The sequence below is a fragment of the Streptomyces sp. NPDC001668 genome (genome assembly GCF_042893155.1).
Taxonomy (GTDB): Bacteria; Actinomycetota; Actinomycetes; order Streptomycetales; family Streptomycetaceae; genus Streptomyces.
Window position 1 is genome coordinate 303213 of sequence record NZ_JBIAUQ010000004.1, and the last position, 23989, is coordinate 327201.

A 23989-nucleotide genomic window follows, 5' to 3' on the forward strand; every position below is an offset into this window, starting at 1 on the left:
TCCTGTCTCCGGGGCGTGTGGGATCAGGCGGGGTGGCGGGGGCCGTGGCCCGGGGGTGGGGTGAGGGTGGAGGTGTAGTTCTCGCCTTCGACGAGCGGGGTCTCCAGGGTGAGACCGGCGGCGCCCATGCGGTCGTACTCGGCGAGGATCAGTTCCTTGGTGCGGTACGAGCCGTACTTGGCCTCGTCCTTGCGGCGGACGATGGGGAAGGTGTCGAGGATGTAGTCGGCGTCTTCGCGGGAGATGCCGTAGAGGTGGAAGAAGAGGGCGTCGAGTTCGGCGCGGATTACCTGGCGGCGGCCTTCGTCCCAGTGGAAGGGGGTGCCGGTGTCGCCGATGTCAGCAGCGAGTCCTTCCATGTCAATTGCCGTGTAGGAGAGTTCGAGGACCCGAGGGGTGATCCAGGGAGCGTGGACGGAGAGTTGTTTAGGGGTGGGGACGGGGAGCTGCTTGACAATGAAAAAGCTCATGGAGGTGCCGCCGATACTCTGCCGCGCCGCATAATCGAAGGCGAATGACGACCAGACGGCTCCGAGGAGTTCCGGTGTCAGGGACAGGGCCAGGAGGTACTTGTGACCCACGCCCGCCACCGGCATTAGGGCGCTGATCATGCTCCTCTCGTCGGTGGAGCGGCAGATGTCCCGCCAGCCAAGGAGGAAACTGTGTGACCATCCCTTTTCAGCGAGGCGCTTGCGGACCCCGGGAGTGGCAATCTCCTCGCCATTCTTGTCGAACTTGCCGGATGGCGTGTCCTCTTCCGACACCCAGTATCGGGGCAGGACCAAGGCTTGGTTGTCGTCTTTCTCTTCCAGTGCGAGTGGCCGTGTGTCACCCTCGACGCGGTACGTGGCCCACCGGTGGTCGTAGTGGTGGAGCATCTTTGCCTCGTACAGGGCGAGCATCCGCTTCCCGTCCTTGGTGAAGACGTTGCCCTCAAGCGTCCAGCCAGAAGCTTCGAGATCCTCGCAGGGGTTGAGAAGAGCGGAGTCGTGGCCCATGTCGTACATCCGGAGGAACGTTGTGGCCCAGGCATTACCACCGGTCTGGCCCTCCTTCCAGAACACGGGCAGCCGCCGGTGCATCCGAAGTGTGATTTCGGCATCCCGACGCGACCTAAAAATCGGGAGGGTCCCGGTGTTTGGGTTGAGAAGCGCGATCTCCTCTGGCGTCAGTGCGAACGTCTTCTCCACATTGTCCAGTTCGGCCGGATCGTGAAGGAAGAACGCGAACTTCGCCGCGGGTTCGTGCAGAGACTCTCCGGTTAGGGAAAGAATGCTGAACTTGAACGAACGATGCACGCCTGGGAAAAGGGGAGCGGCATTCTCGAAGTCGTACAGTGCGGCCATCGACCTGCTTTTCACGAGGTCCTGCGAGAAGTACTGTGTTCGCGCATCCGTGACGATCCCCGTCGGCACGATCACGCCCGCCCGCCCCTTCGGCCCGAGCAGGATACGGTCCGTCTCCGTGAAAACGGAGTATGTGTTCAGGTTCCCTTGCCCAGTCAACGGAACCCGCCCCGACCGTCGCAGGAAGTGGCTCTCTGCATACACCTTCCGCTTACCCGCCTCGAACTCCTCGTACAGCGGAAGCGTGTCTGGAGAGTCCTTGAGTGCTTCGATCATCTTCTTGCGCACAGCGGTGCGGGACGCCTCAGCGATTTCCGGCGCCCGCTGCGCGAAGAACTCCTGCTCGCGAAAGTCCACGCTGTCCCACGGCGGGTTACCCACCACGGAGTCGAAACCGCCTGCCCAGCCCGTCGCAGGGGACACCCCCTGACCGTTCTCCGGAACGGAGAAGACCTCAGGGAACTCCAGGTGCCAGTGGAAGAAGTTGTACTGGTCGCGCAGACGCTCAATCTCGGTGCGGGTCTCCGCAGCGACGCCACCGCCACTCGGGTCCTCCAGCGCCTTGAATACCGAGTGCGTCACCGCGCGCGGAGCCTCCGGCGTCTTGAGCCATACGAACGCCGCGCACCAGGCGTCGGCAACCCGCCGGGCGCGCTGGTACGCCGAGGAGCCAGCCCACTCCTCGTATGCCTCCTCCTGGCGGCGCACATCCGTCAACTCCTCCGCCTGAGCCAGCGTGATGGACCGAAGCCCACTGGCGAAGGCGGTGTTAGCGACCCGGACTCCCTCATCGCCGAGATCGAAGAGGCTGCCCTGTCCGACCCGTTCCTGCTGGTTGATCTTCTCAAGCGCCTTCGCGTGCTTCTTGTCGTCGCCCTCGGTGGCGATGAAGGCGTCGTCGGGAATCCCGTCCCGCAGCAGCTTCGGCGTCGCACCGATCAATCCGTTCCCATGCTTCACGTGCGCGTCAAGGAACCCGAGCGGCTTCCCCGGCTCCAACGCCTCCAGCCACAGCGACACCTTGGCCAGCTCAACAGCCATCGGGTTGAGGTCCACGCCGTAGATGCAGCGGGCGACGACCTCGTGCAGGGCATGCCTCACCGCATCCAGCGTGGGCTCGGGGTTGCGTTCCCGTACCGCCGCCACCTGCTTGGCGATGCGCCGTGCCGACGCCACCAGGAAGTGCCCGGAGCCGCACGCCGGGTCGCACACCGTCAGGGACAGCAGCTCGTTCACGATCGCGTCCGCCGGGTCAGCCGCCCCCGACTTCGACGCCGCCTCCTCGCCCCGCTTCACCGCATCCCGTATCACCGGGTCCAGGGTCGAGTCCAACAAGCACTCGATGAGCGAGGACGGGGTGTAGTAACTGCCCGTCGTCTTACGGGTGTTGCCTGCGACCTCGACCAGCGTGAACGTACGGTCGGCGGTGCTGTGCTTGGGCTCCAGCTCCAGCAGGGACTCGTACACGGAGCCCAGCTCTTCCGCGTCCAGGTGCCGGTAGTCCACCGCCCGCCAACGCCCCGAACTGCCGTCCCGCACCTGCGACAAGTGCCGTACGGCCGTCAACAGAGCCTCGTTGGACAGCTTCAGCCCACGCAGCGGGGCGTCCGCCTCCGTGTTGTTGAACAGACCGCCAAGGCCGGGCAGGCCCAGCTCGGGGCGGCCCGCCTCGTCGCCCAGCGCGTCGAGGACGATGCACAGGGCCTCGTACAGGTCACCGTGTGCCGTACCCCGCCGCTTCCTCGCGTGCGCGCGCAGCCGTGCCGACGAGAAGTACGCCTCGTACCGCTCGCGTGCCTGCGGGTCCGCCTTCGGTGACAGCAGCGCGTCGCGGTCCTCGGCCACGAAGACGAACAGCAGCCGGTACACGAGCCGCAGCAGCGCGGCCTGGAGGGCCTTAGGGCGGACGTCCTCGCGCAGGGCCGTGTTCTCCGGGTGCCGCAAGAAACCCGTACCCAGCGCGGTGATCGCATCCTGGACGCCCTTGCGGAGCTGGTCCAGTGCCCGCGTCCCCGACGCGATGGCCTCCGTGCGCCACTTCTCCAGGCGGCACGCGGACGGCGGAGCGTCCTCCGCCACCTCGAACCGCGACACATGCAGCACCCGGTACAGCAGCACGAACTCGCTGAACAGCTCGCCGTCGAAGATCGCTTCGAGGTCGAACTCGACGTACGAGGCCGTGGCCAGTGCGCTGGAGTCGCGCAGCAGGCGGACCTGGCGACCGTTCGTCAGGACGCCCCACAGGTGGGCCTCCGTGCGGTTCAGGCACTCCTGGAGCATCGACTGCGGCGGGACCGTGCCCACGCCGCCGGGGCGCTTGTCGAGGTTGGCGTTCCAGGCCGTCTGGTGGATCAGCGCGTGCCGCCAGCGGTGGGAGACCGGGAACTTCTTCTCCGCGTCCGAGTCGGCGGTGATGCCCGAGGGACCGACCTGCGTCAGCGGGCCGAAACCCAACTCCCGCCAGAGCGGGGCCAGCCAGTCGCTGCCGGCGCGGCCGGTCGGGTCGGCGGCCGGATCGCCCGTCTCCCGGTCCTCGGGAAGGTGCTTGCGCAGCTCGCGCCAGAGCGGCTTCAGGTACTCCCAGCTTCGCTCGGCCTCGTCACGGACCGAACGGGAGGACGGCAGGCCGTAGTCGGCCGGCTTCGAGCCGGGGACGTCCTTGCCCTCGGAGATCCGGACCAGCATGTCGGCAGGCAGCAGCCCCCCGACCGTGTGGACGGCGGTGAACACCTGGTTACGGGTGACTGCGGACATCAGGCGGACACTCCAGGAGCAGCAGGGGCGACGGCCGGGGCGGCGGCAGGGGCGGCGGGCAGGTACACGTACGCGCCGAGGATGTCGGCGGGCTTCTGCACGGTGACGGACAGGCCTCGGACGATCTCGCCGGATGCCTGGCGTACCCGGCGGTGCGAGGCGTCCAGCTCGGCGGCCAGCTCCTCGCCGTACGTCTCCAGATGGCCGTACACATCCGGGAGGTGGGTGAGCAGGCGGCTCATCGTGCGCTCCGCGTAGTGCCGGTCCGTGCTTTCCGACGCCGTCGCGTCGAGAAGGCCCCGCGCCCGCTCCGGCGGCAGCCACTCCGCCTTCCTGGCCGAGCCCTCGAAGGCGATCAGCCGGGCGTCCTCCGCCACCAGCTGCTTCTCGCCGCTGCGGGAGGGCAGCGTGAGGTGGAAGCGGTAACGGACGAGGAGGAGGGTGGTGAGAGTGCCTACCGCGTCTGTCGTCACCACACCGCAGCGGCGGGCCGGCCGGGCACTGTCCGCCTGGGTGTCCAGGGCTGCGTTGAGGACGTGGGACGCGATGGCGCCCACGACCGGGTCCGTCCGCACCAAGGCCGCCTCACCCCGCGCCACCGCCGGGTCCGCGCGGAACGGGATCGGGCGGTCCTTCTCGATCACCTCCGCGCCGACGGTCGGCGCGAGCGCGTCACGCAGGCCGATGGGCGTGCCGCCCACCTGGGCCGTGAAGTCCTCACCCTCCCCGCGGAGCACGGCACCGAGGGCGCCCAGCGACTCCCGTACGAACGTGTCGATCTCGCCCGCGCCGCCCAGTGCCTCGCGGACCGCCGCGACCTCGCGCGCCACTTCCTGCGGACGCACGGACCGCTGCGCGAACCGCGAGCGCGACGCCTTCTCGCGCTCGGCCGCCGAGTTCCAGTCGCTGTCCAGCTTCGCCGTGCTCACCTTGAACGCGTCCGCGCTGAACAGGGCGTCCTGGTCCTCGCGGCCACGCATCAGCAGCCACTCCACGATCGCGTCCGTGACGCCCGTCGACAGTTCGTCGGGTACGGAGACGGAGATGCCGAGGTCCTTCTTGATCTGGCGGTGCTTCTTGATGAGGACTTCGAGAACCTTGCCGTCGATGCCGTTGTCGTCGCCGTAGAGCGTGATGACGCGGACCTGGTCCTTGCGCTGACCGTAGCGGTCGACGCGGCCCTCGCGCTGGTCGTGGCGGGTCGGGTTCCAGGCCAGGTCGTAGTGGACGACGGCGTCGAAGTGGTGCTGGAGGTTCACGCCCTCCGACAGACAGTCCGTCGCGATCAGGACACGGCGGGCCGCGGCCTCCTCGCCGGCCTCCTCGGCGAGCTTCTCGATGCGCTCTAGGCGCTGCTGCGGGGAGAGCGTGCCGGTGACCGCCTTGACGACGGTCTTGGCGCCGAGCGGGCCGCGCCTGCCGGACTCCTTGTCGTTCTCCAGCTGCTCGGCGAGGTACTCGGCCGTCGGGATGTAGCGGCAGAACACGATCGGGTTGTGACCGTCCGCGAGGAGCGCCTTGAGGTGCTTGATGAGCGCCTTGAGCTTCAGGTCCTTGGCCGGGCCTTCCAACTCCGCGGCGATGTCGGCGAGTTCGGCGAGGTAGGAGCGCGGGTCCTCGGTCGTCTCCGCTCCCGGTGCGACGTCCATGCCCTCCATCGCGTCGCTGTCGGCGGCGTCGCTGTTGAGGGGGGCACCGAGCTTGTCGGCCTCCTCCGCCGATGCCGCGATCGCCGCTGCCGAGCGGGTCCGCAGCGTCTGCGCGGCGGCGCGCGGGGACGACACCAGGGAGCGGAGCAGCGCGATCGCCGACCACCAGGCGATGCGCGCCTCCCGCTTGCCCTGGCTGCCCGCCTGCTCGACGCGCTCACTCGCGTACGCGATCGCGTCGTCGAGCAGGGCCCGGTACTCCGGCGACAGCTTGTACGTCTCGTCCTTGAAGTAGCGGTCCGAGGGGAACGCCGTCCGTTCCGCGAGGGAGTCGTCGGTGAGGCCGTCCTCCTTGGTGAGGTACTGGCGTACGTCCGCCCGCTTGCGCGCCACGAAGTGCTGAGCGAGAAGCTTCCTGCCTGCTTCCGAATCCAGGCTCACGTCGGCCAGTTCGGGCTTGACCAGGCCCAGCAGGTTGCGGAACGCGGACTCCTTGCCGCTGTGCGGGGTCGCCGTCACCAGGAGCAGGTGCCGGTTCTCGTCCGCCGAGACGCGGCGCAGAAGCTCGTAACGGAGCTGGTTCTGCGAAGCCGTGGAGGTGTCGTCGGCGACCACGCAGGTGTGAGCCTCGTCGACGATCACCAGGTCGGGGCAGTGGCGGACGAAGTCGTCGCGGTGGCGCGGGGACTTGATGAAGTCCGTGGAGACGATCACGTACGGGTACTTGTCGAACAGGGACTGGCCCAGGTCCAGGCCCCGTTCGAGACGTGAGACCGTCGAGGAGAGGACCAGCTCCGCGTCGATGCCGAACTTCGTGCGCAGCTCCTGCTGCCACTGCTCGGCGAGCGCGGGGGAGCAGAGCACGGCCAGGCCGGTCGCCTCGCCCTGCGCGAGGAGTTCGCTCGCGACCAGGCCCGCCTCGATCGTCTTGCCGATGCCGACGTCGTCGGAGATCAGCATCCGGACCGTCTTCTGGCGCAGCGCCATCAGGAGCGGGACGAGCTGGTACGCGCGCGGCTCCACCGCGATCCCGGCCAGCGAGCGGAACGGGCCCGCGCCGGAGCGGAAGCCGACGCGCAGGGCGGTGCGCAGCAGGCCGGCCGCGCGCTGGTCGCCAAGGTCGCTCGGCTCCGGCGGCGCGAACTTCGCCTCGTCGACCGTCTCGAACGCCGGGAACACCGCGGCGATGTCGTCGTCCGAGCCGCCCAGCGGGCGCAGGACGAGCAGATCGGGCTTGCTCTCGGGGAGCACGACCCATTCGCGGCCGCGGGCCTTCACCAGAGAACCGGCCGAGTACGTGAGTGCCATGTCTGTCTTCAAGTCCTCGTGGTGGGAGATCAGTTGGCGGCCGGAGAGCCGAAGTAGCGGGCGTTGGCGGCGGCGACGGCGTCCCAGTCGGCGTCGTGTGCGAAACGGATGACGTCCCAGCGGGCGTTGAACAGGCGGTCCTCGGCGTCCTCGTCCCGGAAGGTGTCCTGCTCCATGTCCGGCAGGTCCACGAAGACCGCCACGTTCACGCCGGGCAGGCGGTACACGTAGTCGGGGGTCGCCATCGCCTCGGTGAGGAACGAGCCCGGTTCGTCCGGCAGCCGCAGGCCGCGCGCCTTCGCCCAGCCCAGGAAGTCACCCTGAGCCGCCAACTCGGCCGCCGAAGCCGCCTCTACCGACGCCTCGACCGCCGCTTCGACCGGCGTCGGCTCGGCGGCGGGGGAGGTCTGGTCGAGCAGCCGCCGGTACTGCTCCGAGCGCGACTCGCCGCGCGACTCGCGCCGGGCCTTCGCCGTCGCGAGCCGCACCAGCAGGTCCCGCACCGAGTGCCGGTTGATGAGAGCGTGGTTGAGCTGGTTGCCGTACGTCAGGAGGCACTCGTAGCAGCCGAGCGCGCACGGCCGGTCCGGGTGCGGGCCGCCCAGGTCGGTGCCGTCCGCGTCGAAGTGGCAGATGTCCAGGGCGCGTACGGCCGCCTTCCCCAGGGCGTCCTCCTCCGCCTGGAGGCGGCGCAGCACACCCGCGCCGCCCTCGGCGGCCTCCGTGAACAGGATGCGGCCCCGGGGACCGTCGTCCGGCGGCAGCAGCTCGCTGGACAGCTCGGCGTCCTCCAGCTCGAACGCGGCCTCGATGCCCCGCTCCAGGGCGTACATCAGGGAGAGCGCGACCGGCTCCGGCAGCGCCTCGTCGAGGGTGACGACGAGGATGTTGCGGCGGTCCTCCACGTACGGGATGACCCGCTTCTTGCGGCGTCGCTCGTTGCCGTCCGCGTCGATCACGGGCAGCTCGCTGGAGTCGCCGGACGCCTCGGACGCGTCCTTGTCGTTCATCCAGCGGCCGTCCGCGAGGTCCAGCCAGTACCCGGCCGGCTCGTCGCTCTTGGCGCGCACCCGGCCGGTGTTGGTGATCCGGACGGTCGCCGAGTCGCCGTACGCCACGTCGGCGAGCGGCGCGCCCGAGGCGTCAGTGATCGCCGCGTTCAGCCGGCCCTTGCGGGTGCCGTGGTCCTGGAAGCGGTACGACGTCTCCAGCTTGAAGCCGGCGCGGCGCCGCTCCTCCTCGTCGGACGAGATCCGCTCACGGCGCGTCGTATACACGGTGTGCAGGTGCAGCAGACCGTACGTCGCCGCGCCCAGCGGCTCGTGGCACATGGCGCAGCGGTCCTCCAGTTGCTCCGGATCGTGGTGGTAGCCGCACTGCGCACAGCGGCGGGCCTCGCTGGTCGCCAGCTCGCCCGAGGAGTCCGGCGGCAGCTGGATGCGGGTCACCTGGTAGCGGGCGCCCTCGTGGTAGATCAGCGCACCCGGGCCGAACTCGCGGATCGCGAGGAAGCGCGGCCGCTGGAGGTAGTCGCCGTCTCCGCGGCGGCGACCGACGGTCGGAATGTACGCGGCGAGCGGGAGCCGCGGGAAGCTGTATCCGGGCAGGAAGCCCTCGGACGCGAGATAGCGGTACGGGTTGAAGTCGGAGAGGACCGACTTGCTGTCGGCGCTCTCGTTCATCAGGAGGTTGAGCTGCGTCTCGGCCTCGCGGCGGCGGGCGTTGGCGCGGACGCGGTCGCCCTCGGTGAGGCTGTAGTCGAGGCGGCGCCTGTTCTGGATGTACTGGTCGTCGAGCGCGGAGCGGAACAGCTGCCGCCAGCGGTCGAAGGCCCGGTCGAAGCGGGTCGCCACCGTCCGCACCCGGTCCTGGATCCAGTCGTCGTGCCACCACGTGGTGTCGGCGAAGTCGGGCAGGAGCGGGCCGAGGACGCGCAGGGCGGCGTCGACGGTGCGGCGCCGGGCGCTGTCGTCGAGGGAGGCCGCGAGGATGTCCGGCAGCAGCTCCAGCGCGGGGTTCGGACGGTCACCCGTGTCCGGATACGACACGTCGAGCACCTCGGGGACGGCACGGCCCAGCTTCAGGCCGGCCTCCGCGATCCAGATGCCCTGGAGGTGGGAGAGCACCAGGTCCTCGTTGGCGAGGTCCAGTCGCGGCGGGGCGACGGCACCCGCGACCATGCGCTCCGAGCGGCGGAAGTAGTACTGGTCGTGGCTGTTTCCCGTCGCGCAGTATGTGGTCACGAGGGCGGGCTGGCCGCTGCGGCCCGCGCGGCCCGAGCGCTGCGCGTAGTTCGCGGGCGTGGGCGGCACGTTGCGCATCATCACCGCGTTGAGCTGGGAGATGTCGACGCCCAGCTCCATCGTCGGGGAGCAGTACAGCAGCTTCAACTCCGCCTTGCGGAAGGCCTCTTCACGCTTCTCCCGCTCCTCCGGCGAGACCTGCGCGGTGTGTTCGCGCGCGAACAGGCCGGACAGGGTGCCTGCCGCGTCCTTGTACAGGTCGCGGAAGAAGGTGTTGACGCGTGGGCCGTCGCCGCTCTGGTAGGTGCGGGTCAGCGGGTCGTGCGTGCCCCGCTCGCCCCTGCCCGCACGCCAGACGAGGGACTGGGCGGCCACGCGGTAGCCGGTCGCGGCCGGGGCGGAGGACCTGCGGTAGCGGCCGGCGCGCTGCGGGGCCTCCGTCACCTCCTTCACCAGGCCCGCCTTGGCCAGCACCTTCAGCAACTCCTCGATGACCAGCTGGAGATCGGCCGGATCGAGCGTTTTGAACGACGTGTCAGCGCGGCGCAGGTACTTGCCGAACTTGCCGCGCGCCGACAGGAAGAGAGCCGAGCGGTCCATGCCGGGGCGGGAGGGGTGCGGATAGGCCGTGCCGACCTTCGGCTTGTCGGCGGCGGACAGCACCCACGGGTCGATTAGCCGCTCCTCGCTCGCCCGCTGGAGCGAGTCGAAGTCGTCACGGAAGTACGAGACGTCGATGGCGAGGGACCGGCGCATCTCGTTGAGCAGCGCCTTCATGACCTCGGCCCGCAGCGCCGGGTCGGCGTCGCGCAGCGCCTCGTGCGTGCCCGCCCACCGGTCCTGCTTGGCCGCAACCCAGTCCAGGTCCTCGTAGGCGATCTCCAGCAGGCCGGTCTGCTCCAGGTTCGGCATCGTGATGCGCCAGCCGCGCTCCAGATCCAGGTAGAGCCGGAAGGCGATCACGTCACGGAGGGTCTTGGCGGCGTTGCGGGCGAGGGAGGGCGGCAGATCGCTCTCGCCGGTGTAGTCGGCCGGTTCGATGGCGAGCGCGTTTGTCACCGACGAGGCCAGTTCCTCGTGGTGGATGCCGTCCTCGCCCGCGTCCAAAGCCGCCCGGTACAGGGCCCCGCGTAGCTGCGTGATCTGCACGAAGTCGTTGAAGTGACCCGCCTGGAGGGACGCGTCCTGCCGGTTGTCGACGAACGTGAGGAGCTTGCGCGCCTCCTTGTCCAGGGTTTCCTCCGGCACCGACTTCAGCGAGCGCACCACCGACGCGGAGATCAGCGAGGTCGCGGAGGACCGGCCCTCCTGGTCGAGTGTCGCCAGCTTCGCGAAGTCCCGGCCGCGTGTCTGTTCGTACGCGACCCCGCAGTGCAGGCAGAAGAGGAAGGGGGAAGGGACGAACGCCGCGTGGAGTTCGCCGCTCCCTTCGCGGCCGCGGGGGTCGACGGTGACAGCACGCGGCACCCGGTCGCGATACGACTTCTTCACGACCTCCTGGCCCTTGTCGTCCAGCTCCAGCCAGGACTCGGGCAGTCGGCGGTCGTCCACGGCGTACTGGACGTTGGACGGCCACGCCCGCTCGTGGTCGACGTACAGATAGCCGTCGCCCTGCCGGCCGCCCGTCGCGGAGGTGTCCCGGCGCGCCTCGTACCGGACCTCGCCGTCCTTCTCGGTCCGCCACACCGTCAGGTACTCCTGGCCGCACTCCCGGCAGAACGCCAGCGGCATCAGCAACTTGCCGTCACTGCCCGGCTGTTCGAGCTGGTACGAGCGGGTGAGGTGGCGCGAGAGCTTGTCCTCCAGGGTGACGTACACGGTGTCACCCTTGGAGAGGAACTGGTGCAGCCGGAACGCGAACAGCGGCCGCTCGGTCACCGGGTGCCGCGCCTGCGAACCGGCCTCCAGTGTGGCGCGGATCGCGGCGACGCACTGCTCCTCGGCCACTCCGGACTGCTCGTGCAGCTCCTTCGCCGCGACCTCGATCTTCGTGGGCTGCTGGCGGATGAGCCGCCCGGTGGCGTCGTCGGTGGCCAGGCCGAAGCGGGTCTCGATCCAGCGGGCCAGCGGGTCGCGCACGAGATCGTCGTAAGCGCGCGGCGCGGCGGGGGAGCTCAGACGCTCGGCGGGAACGACGTCGGGTGTGTCGTGAGTGGCGCGGACCAGGGTCTCGCCGATGACGTGCTCCGGGCGCACAGTCGTACCGAACAGCGTGCTCGCCACTCCTGCGACGACCTTCTTCTGGTCGTCGAGCGTGCCCTCCGTCGACATGGTGGCCGACGTGCCGATGCACTGCAGGTCCTGCGCCTGGCAGGCCTCGCGGACGCGGCGGATCAGCAGCGCCACGTCGGCGCCCTGCCGACCGCGGTAGGTGTGCAGCTCGTCGAAGACCAGGAACTCCAGGCCCCGCGCCATCTTGATGAGGCTCGCCCGGTCGGCCGGGCGGGTCAGCATCAGTTCCAGCATCACGTAGTTGGTGAGCAGGATGTCCGGCGGGTTGTCGCGGATCTCCTTGCGCTTCTCGTCGTCCTCCTGGCCCGTGTACCGGGCGAAGGTGACGGGCTCGCGGCCGGCGCCGTAGCCGTCGCGCAGGTACTTCTCCAGCTCCTTGAGCTGGCTGTTGGCGAGGGCGTTCATCGGGTAGACGATGATCGCCCGCACCCGCTTGGGAGCCTTCGGTCCCTCGGCGTCCCGCTGGTGGAGCACCTTGTTCACGATGGGGACGATGTACGCGAGGGACTTGCCGGACCCGGTGCCCGTCGTCAGGACGTACGACGCACCGGACGCGGCGGCGTCGATGGCCTCGCGCTGGTGCTGATGGAGCGTCAGCGGACGGCCGTCGGGGACCGTGCCGCCCTCGGTCTTCCTCGCCTGGAAGATACGGGCGCACTCGTCGTGCAGCACCTTCTGCCCGGCGAGTTCGACCACCGTGCCGCCGCCCTGGAAGAACGGGTTCAGGGACAGCCACGGGTCGGGCCACTGCGACTTGCTGTTGAGGTCGTCCTCGACGAACGCGGCGATGCGGTCGTCGCGGATGACGGTGCCGCCCTCGGTGAAGGAGCGGTAGTCCCTGATGAGCGTGCGGTGGACGCCGAAGACGTCCATGTCCCCGCCTGAGGCGGCGACCGGCATCGGCTCCGGGTTCGCGGCGGTGGCTTGCCCTGCGGGGGCCTGGGCCGCGGGATCACGCAGCGGGCGGGTCGGGTCCAGGGCGCTCCAGTGCGGCAGCCGGGGATTGTCCCCGTCCTGCCTGGCCAGCGGAAGCAGCGCGTCGCGTACGGCCACGGCGTCCGCGGGACGTGCCGCCGGGTCCTTGGCGAGCAACCGGTCGACGAGCCGGGCGAGTTCCGCAGGGATCTCGCTGCGGATGAGGGTGATGGGCGTCGGCTCTTCGCGCGTGTGCTTGGCGGCGAGCTCGAAGGGCGACTCGCTGGTGAACGGCGGTACGCCCACCAGCATCTCGTAGATCACACATCCGAGGGCGTACAGATCGGCGGCCTGCGTGACCTGCTTGGCCTCGAACTGCTCCGGAGCCATGTAGCGGGCGGTGCCCACAGTGACGCCGGTGCTGGTCAGCCGGGCCTCGTCCGGGTCGTCGACGATGCGCCCCATGCCGAAGTCGAGGACCTTGACCGTGCCGCCCTGGGTGAGCATGACGTTGGCGGGCTTGAGGTCGCGGTGGACCACGTCGGCGGCGTGCGCTGCGGCGAGACCGGACGCGATCTGGGCGCCGATGGCCGCGGCCCAGGTGACGGGGAGCTGTCGTTCCTCCTCGATGAGGTCGCGCAGCGTCTCGCCCTCCAGGAACTCCATCGCGAGGTAGGGCAGACCGTCCTGGTCCCCGGTTACCCCACCGGCGACGATGCGCGTGAGGTTGGGGTCGTCGAGGCGACGCATGATGCGCACCTCGCGGGCGAAACGTTCGGTGGCCTTGGGATCGGCGCCGGTGTCGATCCGGGTGCCCGTGCGGCGGCGCAGGATGGTCTTGACGGCGACCGTGCGCTCAGCGGTGCCCTCAGCTGCCTGGAGGTCCTCGGCCCGGTGAACCTCACCCATGTTGCCCTTGCCGATGACATGCCCGATGCGGAACCTGCCGTCCAGCAGCTCCTGGCTCACTGCCGCTCCCCTCGTCCTCTGTCGTCCCGTTCCTGCCTCGCGCTCAAGGCGGGAAAACGGAACGTGCCCCCTACATTCGTCGCGCACTGCTCATCGTGGCAGAGCGGGAGTCCGGTGTCCGCAACCGTACACGAAGTGGGTGGCCCGTGGAACGCTTTCAGTCCGTTGACATCGTCAACACGTCACCATACGCTGTGTTGTGTCATCGGGGAGGGGGGTGGGTGGTGTGGGACACCAGTCGGCAGGAGGGTCCGGGGCGCCAGGCGCTACGCCGGGGCGGGAATCCGGCCGTGCTGCGGGTGGAACCCAAGGTGGTCGGACGGCTGACGGGGTCGGACTCAAGGCCGCTCTGGCCGGATTGCTGACCCGGCTGCGCCATGCGGCTGTGGACGGCGGAGTACCAGAATCCGTGTTCATGGAGCAGGTCCGCACGCTGGGGCTCGGTGGCGTCGAGCGGGAGCGGCTTCGAGAGGAGCTGGCCGGGCTGGGGCTGCCCGTCCTGAGGGCGGTGGCGCATGCAGACGGTGACGGCTCGAATGCGGAAAAGGTTGCACGGATTCGTGAAGAATTTGTGTCCACTCCCGCCTTACCTTCCGGTGACGTGGTTCGGGCCCTGTTGGACCGTTATGCCGACGCCGAGGGATATGTGACTCCGCGCGCCCTGGACGGCGTGGCCCGGCTGGCCGGACTCGACGCTCGGGACGCGGCGGCCCTGCGGGCCGGGGCGCGGATCCGGGGTGAGGCCGTCATGACCGCCGAGGCGGCGGTCGCGGGTGGGGTGGCCGAGAGGGAGACGGTCAGAAGTGAGGCAGCAGCCTCGGTGGCCGATGACGACCTCACCGACGCCGAGGCGCACGAACTGGTGGACGTTCCGGAAGACGAGCCCCTTCCCCTGCCGCAGACGACAACCGGAGGCGACCTCGGCGACCTCACGGCCGCAGTAGCCGCCGCGCTCACCGTCCTGGAGAACGACCGCTTCCGGCGGCGGCCGGACACGCGCCTGCTGAGCGCAGAGGCGGAAGTCGGACTCGCCGTGCTGGTAAGGGGCGGATCCGACCACGTGGGCGAGGAACCCGACGACGCCACCCTGAGCGGCCTGCCGCACGACGACCTTCGGATCCGCGCCCGCGACTGTCTCGTCCTGCACAACCAGCGACTCGTGCACAAGATGGCGCCCCGGTATCTGGAACAGGGGCTGGACTACGACGACCTGTTCCAGCACGGCGCGCTGGGCCTGATGCGGGCGGCGCGGAAGTTCGACCCCTCCAAGGGCTTCAAGTTCTCGACGTATGCCACCTGGTGGATCCGACAGTCGATCAGCCGGGCCATCGCGGACGAGGGCGCCGTCATCCGTATCCCGGTCCATATGCACGAGCAGATTCGCAAGGTGGCGCTGGCGGAGCGCACCCTCGCGGTGCGGGGGCTGCCCGCCGGAGTCGCCGACGTCGCCGTGTACTGCGACATGACCATGCAGAAGGTCGAGGAAGCCCGGAAGCTGAGCCGTCGCACCGACTCCCTCGACCGTGTCATCGGGGACGGGGTCACTCTCGGCGACCTGATCGGGTGGACGAATCCACTGCCGCCGGTGGAGAAGGTCGTGCTCGACGCGATGCTGCTGGAGCAGATCATGGATGTGGTTGCCACGTTCTCCGAACGCGAGGCCCGCATTCTCGTCCGGCGCCTCGGCCTGGACGGGGACGAGACCCTGACCCTGGACGAGCTGGGGCGGGAGTTCGGGGTGACCCGGGAGCGCATCCGGCAGATCGAAGTCAAGACGCTGCCCCTCTTGAAGCAGCGGCTTCGGACGGCCGGCCTCACCACCGCGTACGGGTACGACGAGGAGTCGGACCCTGAGGCTCGTGACCCCGTCGGCAGACAGGCTTCGAGTGGTGAAGTCGGCGCGAGGACAAGGGCACGCGGGCAGAACTCCGGGAAGAGGCGGGCACCTGACAAGCTGCGCCCTGCCGCACTACACGACGCCACGCGGGAAGTACCGGAGCAGACGGCAGAAACGGCGCAGACGACCGCCGCCGAACGCCGGGGAGCGGAGACCGCGGCGGCGGAGACCGCAACAGACCCCGCCACACCTGGTGACATACCGGCGGGGGCTCTCATGGCTGAACCGGAGGAACAGGCGGAACGGCGCTCCCAGGAATGCCCGGATGATCGCCGGCCGCTGCCGCAGCAGAGGGCCGGGTCGGTCACCGCAGACGGCCCTGGGACGGGAAACGAATCGGCGAAACGGCTCACGGCAGCGGCGGAGCCGGCCCCGCGGCATTCACCCGCAACACCGGCTGCCATCGAGGCGAGCGGGCCGTCGGCAACCGAGCCTCCCACATCCGCGCGGTACACGGCGGACTGGCGGAAGGCGCTGCGGATGCCGACCGAGTTCGGCGGGGGAGTGGCCTGGCTCGCCGAATACGCGCTGCTCGCGATGGGGCATGTGCAGCTCACCGTGTTGCTCGGTCCGTACCCCGCCGACGCCGTCGTGCGGGCCGTGCGGGAACGAGGGGTGCTCGACCGGTCGGTGGTCAAGGCCCTGGAGGTGTTGCGCAACGTCTGCGACGCCGTGAAGAAGGCTGGGCTGACGCCCGAGGACTTCTTCGAGCGCCCGTCCGCGGAACTGCGTGGGGTGTCCCCTCGAACTTATCTGGCTGAGCGGCCGCTGGTGCACAGTGAGCCGCGCCTGGCGGTCCGTGCGGCCCTGCGGGAGTTCGTCGCTGAGCTGTCCTCTCGGCCTGCCCCTGAATTGGTGCCCGCCGACGCTGCACCGGGCGGCCCCACGGCACAGCCGTATTCAGGGCCCGATCGCGTGTCGACGAGCGTAAGCAACGCACCGGGGGAGGATGCGGTGGCTTCGCCGCACGACCTCGGGACGGACGCGCTCGGTCAGCCGGGGGAGCGTGCTGACACCCGTCTCGGGTTGCCGCAGCAGAACACGTTGCCTGTCGCCGCCGGTCCGCCGTACGTGCAGACGGACAGCGACTGGGTGCAGACCGCAACCATGCCGCTGAGCGCAGGACTCCAAGGTGAAGAGCAACCGCAGTTGCCGCTCGTCCCAGACCACCCCTCGACCGACGACCCGCAGCGGCGAGATATCGCGGCCACCGCCCAAAAGCCTATGTCGCTGGTCAAGGCAGGACGGCGGCCAGTGCCTGAGTCTGCCCGCGAGGAGGCCGAAAGGCAGTCGGGTCCCGTCGCCACGGCTGCTGGGCGAGGCCCGATGCCCACCCGCGCGGACACCGTGCGGCAACTCGTCCAACTTCAGGCGAAGGCGGACCGGCAGCTCGCCCAGGCGCTCACGGAGGCCGAGGAAGAGCGGGCAAGACTCTGTGCCGAAGCCGAGCAGCACCTCGCTGACACACACCGTGAGCATGAGGCAGAACTGACGCGCGCACGGGACGAACACCGACGGCAACTGGCCGAGGAACGGTCGGCCGGCGACGCCAGGGTCGCTGCTGCCCAAGCAGACGCAGCACGCCGGCTCGACGCCCTGGAGGAGACGCTGCTGCATCGCACGGACAGATCTCTCCTCCGCAAGGAGCAGCACCTGCGCGCTCAGACGGAGGAACGGATCGCGCGCCTCGAGGACGGGCATCGCGAGGCGCAGCAGGCCTTGGCCGACCGAGCCGAACACGCCGAGCAGAGGGAGCGCGCGGCACGGACAGCCCTGGCCGCAGCCGGTGAGCGCGGCACCCGGGCGGAGCAGCGCGCCAAGGAGGCCGAGCAAGTCGCCCGTACGGCCGAACAGCGCGCGAACGATGCGGAGCACAGGGCGAGCACGTCCGAGGAACGGGCAGCGGTGCTGTACCAGCGGGCGAACGAGGCCCAGCGGCGGGCGGAAGAAACTGCCCAGTGGCTGCGGCGCTACCGGGAGGAAGGGGAGGCCCGTATCGCGGGCCTGGAGCAGCGACTGCGCCAGGCCGAGATCCTGCTTGCCGAGCGCGACGCGGCTCTACAGGCCGCACAGCAGCAGGCCTCGGCCCAGGTGGCGGCAGCCGAACAGCTGGCCGCGGCACGGATCGCGCAGATCGAGCACGACGCCTGGGCCCGCATCACCGAGCTGCAGCAACAGCTCGCCGCCGAAACTGAAGCCGCCGCCGACCGCTCCACACTCCGCAACCGCTGGCGAAGGTCCTGACACCGCACTCCCGGCATCCCCGCCCCACACCCAGCACCCTGCCCACTCGTACCGCTTCAGGAGCACGGCCATGGACCCCAGACACGAACTCGTCTCCTCCCTGCACCGCCGACTTGTCGGCCCGGCCTTGGGGGAGCACGAGCTGCTCGAGGCCCCGCCCGACCGCGAATACCTCATGGGCACCCTGTATCCGCAGGAGGCCGACCTGCAACGGCAGTTGGACCTCGCCGCCGAAGAGCTGGAGGGCGCCGGCACGGAGGGCGGTGCCGAGGACACGACACCCGCGGGGGACCCCGTGCCCGAAGCCAATTCCTGGCTGCCGTCCTCACTCGGCCTCAGCTTCTACACCGACGCCACGACCATCGACGTCCGCTGCGCCGGAGCCTGCTACAAGACCCTTGCCGCAACCGGGGAGCGGGGCCGTCGCTGGCAACGCGTCCCCCTGCCCGAGGAGACCCACGCGCTCGGACCCGACCGGAACCATGTGCCTGTGCTCGACGGACGTGCCGAGATCCGTGTCCGCAGGCGCGCCTTCGGCTCCGGGCAGCTCGTCACCGTGGCTCTCGTCAACACCGCCCACCACGAACAGGCGCTCGGCAAGGCCGCGCAATGGGACCGGATGCTCTTCCAAGTGGAGCTGGAGGCGAGGCCTGCCGACGGCAATGTCCTGCCCTACCCGAGCGTGCGGCTAGCCAGCCGTGACCTGGAGGAACAGGAGCTGCGTCTTCAGTACCGGCACGTCCGTACACACGCCGTGGGCCACGGATGCGCGGTCGAGGAACGGTACGCCGAGAGCGGCGAAAACGGCGAGATCGGTGAGCGGGCGGTCGTGGCTCTCAGGGTCGCCGTCATGCCCGAGGCAGAGGTCAGCGGTGTCCGGGCGGCCGGCTTCACCGGCTCCCCCGTCCTGAACGTGCTCCACCTCGCCGATCCGGCGGTACCGCTTGCCCAACTCCACGAGGAGCTCGCCGAGTTCGCCGCCGACTACCGAGCCTGGTACGTGGGACAGCTGAACACCGAGGTCCCCGCGTGGGGCCGTGACGCCGCCAACCGCGTCCTGGCCCGTATCAGCGCGGCCGTCACCCGGATCGAGTCCGGCGTCCGTACCCTCTGCGATCCGGCGCGCCCTGAACTGCTGCACGCCTTCCGCACAGCGAACCGAGCGATGGCCCTTCAGATGCGCCACTCTGCCCGGGACCAGGCAGGCGAACGCCGCGCCCGCCGTGACCCGGTGCTCCTCGACCCGGAACCCAGCCCGGATACCGTGTGGCGGCCCTTCCAGCTCGCGTTCTTCCTGCTCTCCCTGGACGGTGTGGCCGACCCCAAGCACCCTCACCGGGAGACCACCGACCTGATCTGGTTCCCGACCGGCGGCGGCAAGACGGAGGCCTATCTGCTGCTGGCCGCCTTCGCCATGGTGCTTCGTCGGCGTGAGGCGGACGGCGGGGGCACGGCGGTGCTGAGCCGCTACACCTTGAGCCTGCTCACCACCCAGCAGTTCCAGCGCGCGGCCACCACCATCTGCGCACTGGAGACGTTGCGCCGCGCCGACCCCGCTCCCTACGGGGACGAGCCTTTCTCCATCGGCCTGTGGGTGGGTGAGGCCACCTCCCCGAACTCGTACGAGAAGGCTCGCGCCGTCTTCGACGATGTGCGGGGCGCGGCCCGGCCCGACGACGTCTTCATCCTCGACCGCTGCCCCTGGTGCGGCACACGCATCATGCCCGCCCACAAGTCGCCCGACATCGGGGACTACGGAGTGCGCGCCACCGCCGGCTCCTTCGCGTTCTTCTGCCCACGCGACCAGTGCGCCTTCCACGATGAGCTGCCCGTCGCCGTCGTCGACGAACAGCTGTACGACCGGCCGCCCACGTTCGTTCTCGGCACGGTGGACAAATTCGCCCGGCTCGCCTGGGAACCGCGCTCGGGACGGCTGTTCGGCGCGGACACCGGGAACCCCCCGCCGTCCCTCGTCATCCAGGACGAGCTGCACCTGCTCACCGGTCCGCTCGGCACCACCGTCGGCCTGTACGAGGCGGCCGTGCTCGGACTGTGCACCGACCGCGAAGGCATCGGACCCAAGGTCGTGGCGTCCACGGCCACGATCCGCCGCTCCGGCGAGCAGATCCGCGCCCTCTACGGCAGCGGCGCCCAGCTCTTTCCACCCGCCGGGCTCGACGCCCGCCACTCCTACTTCGCCGAACCCGACACGTCCCGGCCCGGCCGCCGCTACCTCGGCGTCATGGCCCAGGGACACACGGCCGGCCGCGCAGCGGTCGCCACCGCCGCCGCAATGCTCCAGGGCGCCTACGAACTGCCCGAGGAGCACCGGGACGCCTACTGGACGCTGGTCGCCTACCACCACAGCCTGCGCGAACTCGGCCGAACGGTCACGGCGGCGGCCGACGACATCCCCGCACAGCTCACGTCATTGGACTCGGGTTCGGGAGTCAGGGAACTGCCGGACCATCAGGTGCAGGAGCTCACAAGCAACCTGCCGCGCGCCGAACAGCCCGTGCTCCTCGACCGGTTGGAAAAGCCGTGGGACGATCCGCAGTCGGTGTCGTTCCTGCCCTGCACCAACATGCTGTCCGTGGGTATCGACGTGAAGCGGCTCGCGCTGATGCTCATGCAGGGACAGCCCAAGACGACGGCCGAATACATCCAGGCCACCAGCCGGGTGGGCCGGCACACCGTACCCGGTCTCGTCGTCACCTTCTTCAACGCCACCCGCCCCAGGGACCGTTCGCACTACGAGACCTTCGACGTCTACCACCGCTCCCTGTACCGCCACGTCGAACCGACCAGCGTCACCCCCTGGTCCGTCCCCTCACGTCGGCGCGCCCTGCACGCGGCGCTCGTCATCCTCGTACGCCACCGCCTCGGCCTCGCCGCCGAGAACCGCGCCGGGCACATCCTCGACCGGTTGCCCGAAGCGGAAGCCATGGTCAGCGAGTTGGCCGGGCGAGCCGCTGCCGGTGAGCCCCATGCCGCCGACGCCGTGCGCAAGGAACTCACCGAGCTCCTGGCCGACTGGGAGGAAGCCGCGCGCGAGGCCCGCAAGGACGGCCGCGAGCTGTACTACCGCAGCCAGGGGAAGGGGCAGTCCAACCTGATCAAGAGCTTCGAGCAACGCTACGGCCTCTGGGAGACACCGAACTCCATGCGCAACGTCGACCGGGAATGCCAGGTGACGGTGAAGGGAGCCGACCTGTGAACCGCACACTCCGCGTACGTCAGTCGCAGACCGTTCTGCCGTTCGGAGTCGGAGCCGTCTTCGACATCCAGGGCGAGTCGTTCGTCGCCACCGGCATCGGCGACTGGCCGCAGAAGGGCAGACAGCGTGTCGAGTCGCCCCGGCTCGCGGGCCGGCTCGGCGTCACCGGCTTCTACGCCGCGCCCTCCACGGCCAACGACCGCTTCGACACCCCCGATGCCCCCGGAGCCCCCTACATCCGCTTCCCCTCTTGGCTGTTCTGCGGGTCCTGCCGCCGCATGAAGCGGTGGCGCATCGCCGACGAAAAGCCGGGACAGCCGCCCCGCTGCCCGTCCTGCTCACCCGGCCGGACCCTCGCCCCCATGCGGTTCGTGCAGATCTGCGCGGCCGGGCACCTGGGCGACATCGACTGGTGGTTCTGGGCACACTCGCGGCAAGAGGCCGGCGAACGGCGCCAGTGCGGCGAACGCGAGAAACTCCGGTTCCTCGTGTCCGAGCGCGCCTCCGGCCTCGAAGCGCTCTCCGTAACCTGCACGGCCCAGGGGTGCGGGGCCTCCCGCGACCTGCTCGACATCCTCGGCACCCACGGCATGCGCTGCTCGGGACGCAACCCTTGGCAGCGGGCCAACGAAGCCGTGGAGTGTGCGATGCCCGTACAGGTCGTTCAGCGCACGGCGGGCAACCTGTACTACCCGGTCGTGCACTCGGCACTCGACATCCCCGAGTCGGACACCCCCGCGTCGCACGACGACGAAGAACTCGCCGGGCGCGTCCGGGAGCACGACCTGTGGGTGTCGCTCTGCCGGGTCGCCGGCACCCCGCGCGCCGACGTCTTCCGCACGATGATCCAGGAGGACACCGGCGCCGACGACCGCCTCCTCGACGCCATGCTCGCGGAGGAGACCGGGCAGCCCCTGCCAGCCACATCATCCGATCCGGCGACGGCTCCGGCCCGTCCCGACCTCAGCCGCGAGGAATGGACCGCTTTCACCGCGCCCGCCATGCCCGCCACCCGCGACTTCGCACTGCGCGAGACCAGCCTCGGACTCGGACAGGAGACCGCCGAACCGTGGGCGGGCCTGCACCGCCGCATCGGACGTGTCGTCCTCGTCGACCGGCTGCGCGAGGTACGCGCCCTGTCCGGCTTCAGCAGGGTCTCCCCGGACGCGACCCTGGTCCCCGCCGACACCTCCCGGCGCCTCAAATGGCTCCCTGCCGTCGAAGTCTTCGGCGAAGGCATCCTTCTCACCCTCGACAAGAACGACCTCACCGCGTGGGAAGGGGACGAAGACGTGCGGCGGCGCGTCGACGGCATGCGCGCGGACTTCGACCGGTCCTTCCAGAAGGACCGGCTCCAGGCTCTCACCGGCGAGGAACTTTCCCCGCGCTTCGTCCTCCTGCACACCCTCGCCCATCTGCTGATCCGCCAGCTCTCCTTCGAATCCGGCTACACGACGGCCAGCCTGCGCGAACGCGTCTACGCCCGTCCCGAACAGGACCAGTACGGCATCCTCGTCTACACCGCCGCGGGAGACGCCGAAGGCACGCTCGGCGGGCTTGTGCAGCAGGGTGAGCCGCCGCGCCTCGCAGAGACCCTGCTGCGGATGACCGAAGCCGCCGCCTGGTGCTCCGCGGACCCGCTCTGCGCCGAACACACCGGCCAGGGTTTCGGCAACCTCAACCGCGCGGCCTGCCATGCCTGCGCCCTGCTGCCCGAGACGAGCTGCGAGACCGGCAACACCCTCCTCGACCGGGCTCTCGTCATCGGCGGTGAACAGGTACCCGGCTACCTCGAGTCGATCGTCACGGCCGCCCGGAGCGCCGCGGCGCACGCCCTGGAGGAGATGTGACCCTCACCTACCTCGACCTCGTACCGGAACAGCGCGGCTGCCTCGAAAACCTCCCCTTCGACGGCAATCACCTGATCAGCGGCCCGCCCGGCAGCGGCAAAAGCCTCCTTGCGGCCCAGCGGGCCATCATGCTCGCCCTCACCGGAACCCCGGCAGTGCTGCTGACGCGGTCCAATCTGCTCCGCCAGTCACTGGCCGCGACCGTACACGCGCTCGGCCCCGCGGACCGCAGTGTGCGCGTGGCGACCGCGCACGCGTGGCTCACCGAGTGGTACGGCGGACCGCCCCCACGCGATGCCGACGGCTGGTTCGACTGGCCCGCCTTCTACGCACGCGCCGCGGAGACCGGACCGGTACCCGGACTCGCCCTGGTCGTCGACGAGGGCCAGGACCTGCCCCCGGAGTTCTATCGTCTCTGTCGGCTGCTTGGAGCGCGCACAACGGTGTTCGCGGACGAGTGTCAGCGGCTGACCGACACCAACTCCACACTCACCGAGATCGCCGAGCGGCTGGGCCGGTGCACACGTATCGAACTTGACGGCAACCATCGCAACACCCGCCAGATCGCGACCTTCGCCGCCCACTTCCACACGGGCACCGGTCTGCCTGCCCTCCCCGAACACGAAGGGCCACCACCGCGACTGCACCGTCTGCCGCCCCACGGCGCGACCGATCTGCTGATCCTGCTGGCGCAGCGGCACCCGCAGCAGAGCATCGGTGTGATCGTGAACTCCACCCACACGCAGTTCTCCCTGCTCGGCAGTCTGGAGCGCAGAGCACCGAGGCTGAAACCACAGCTGTACACCTCCCGGGCCCGTGCGGGACAAGGCCGCTATCGCACGCTGGATCTCGGCCGCCCGGGGATCGTGCTCGTCCACCGGGCGAGCGCCAAAGGACTGGGCTTCGACACTGTCGTCATCCCCGATACTCACACGGACGCGGCGATCGATCCCACCTCGGCCGCCCTGCGCATGACGTACTACGTACTGGCGACCCGGGCCCGATGTGAACTCCATCTCGCGTACGAGGGGGAAACGGAGCCGCCTCTGTGCGCGCAGGTGGGACCAGGTGACCTGCTGCGCGGATGACGAACGCGGTCCGGCCGCCGACGATCGGCGCCCTGCTCATTCTCCGCTAGCCGGCCTGGCCATCCGCTGAAGTCACCCGCATCGCCGAACGCCCTGCGTGCGACGGGCTGCCGGTCGGGAGCGTCCGCACGGGTTGTCGAACGGGTGACTACCGTATCGCCACCGGTGTTGGGCGCCTGAGCGGCGTTGGTCATGACCGTGCGGTTGCACCTTTGGTGCAGCCGTATCGCCCACTGGCGGCTACGGTCGGCTGACGACTCATCGTGGGGGGCTGATG

7 protein-coding genes are annotated in these 23989 nt (G+C 69.8%); 4 read left to right on the top strand and 3 right to left on the bottom strand.

Features of this window, described 5'->3' with window-relative positions; genetic code table 11:
• Nucleotides 1-23: 23 nt before the first annotated feature.
• From ACFYZ8_RS14745 to ACFYZ8_RS14755, 3 genes are read right to left on the bottom strand one after another with little or no spacing between them, the layout of a single operon-like run.
• Nucleotides 24-4100, bottom strand: coding sequence for an Eco57I restriction-modification methylase domain-containing protein (locus ACFYZ8_RS14745; protein WP_388532646.1), 4077 nt, complete (start codon nt 4098-4100; stop codon nt 24-26).
• The gene (locus ACFYZ8_RS14750) at nt 4100-7057 is read right to left on the bottom strand and encodes a helicase-related protein (RefSeq protein ID WP_388532648.1); all 2958 of its coding nucleotides are present in this window, start codon (nt 7055-7057) and stop codon (nt 4100-4102) included. Before ACFYZ8_RS14750 ends, ACFYZ8_RS14745 begins: the two co-directional genes overlap by 1 nt.
• Before the next feature lie 29 nt (nt 7058-7086).
• On the bottom strand, nt 7087-13416 hold the full coding sequence (locus ACFYZ8_RS14755; protein ID WP_388532650.1) for a protein kinase: 6330 nt from the start codon (nt 13414-13416) through the stop codon (nt 7087-7089).
• Between the two features lie 601 nt (nt 13417-14017).
• On the opposite strand from ACFYZ8_RS14755, the gene ACFYZ8_RS14760 reads away from it, so the two are divergent.
• The 4 genes from ACFYZ8_RS14760 (at nt 14018) to ACFYZ8_RS14775 (ending at nt 23712) form a co-directional block, all read left to right on the top strand.
• Nucleotides 14018-17557, top strand: a complete 3540-nt coding sequence (locus ACFYZ8_RS14760; protein ID WP_389049819.1) for a sigma-70 family RNA polymerase sigma factor — start codon at nt 14018-14020, stop codon at nt 17555-17557.
• 70 nt (nt 17558-17627) lie between these two features.
• Entirely contained in the window at nt 17628-20774 is a 3147-nt protein-coding gene (locus ACFYZ8_RS14765) for a helicase-related protein (RefSeq protein WP_388532654.1), read from the top strand.
• The gene (drmB, locus tag ACFYZ8_RS14770; RefSeq protein ID WP_388532656.1) at nt 20771-22624 is read left to right on the top strand and encodes a DrmB family protein; all 1854 of its coding nucleotides are present in this window, start codon (nt 20771-20773) and stop codon (nt 22622-22624) included. The genes ACFYZ8_RS14765 and drmB overlap by 4 nt, the downstream gene beginning before the upstream one ends.
• Nucleotides 22621-23712, top strand: a complete 1092-nt coding sequence (locus ACFYZ8_RS14775; RefSeq protein ID WP_388532658.1) for a DNA helicase — start codon at nt 22621-22623, stop codon at nt 23710-23712. The genes drmB and ACFYZ8_RS14775 overlap by 4 nt, the downstream gene beginning before the upstream one ends.
• Nucleotides 23713-23989: the final 277 nt, after the last annotated feature.

Excerpts from the sequence above, each read along its gene's own strand:
- ACFYZ8_RS14745 (WP_388532646.1), bottom strand. The coding sequence starts at position 4,100 with ATGTCCGCAGTCACCCGTAACCAGGTGTTCACCGCCGTCCACACGGTC.
- ACFYZ8_RS14750 (WP_388532648.1), bottom strand. The coding sequence starts at position 7,057 with ATGGCACTCACGTACTCGGCCGGTTCTCTGGTGAAGGCCCGCGGCCGC.
- ACFYZ8_RS14765 (WP_388532654.1), top strand. The coding sequence starts at position 17,628 with ATGGACCCCAGACACGAACTCGTCTCCTCCCTGCACCGCCGACTTGTC.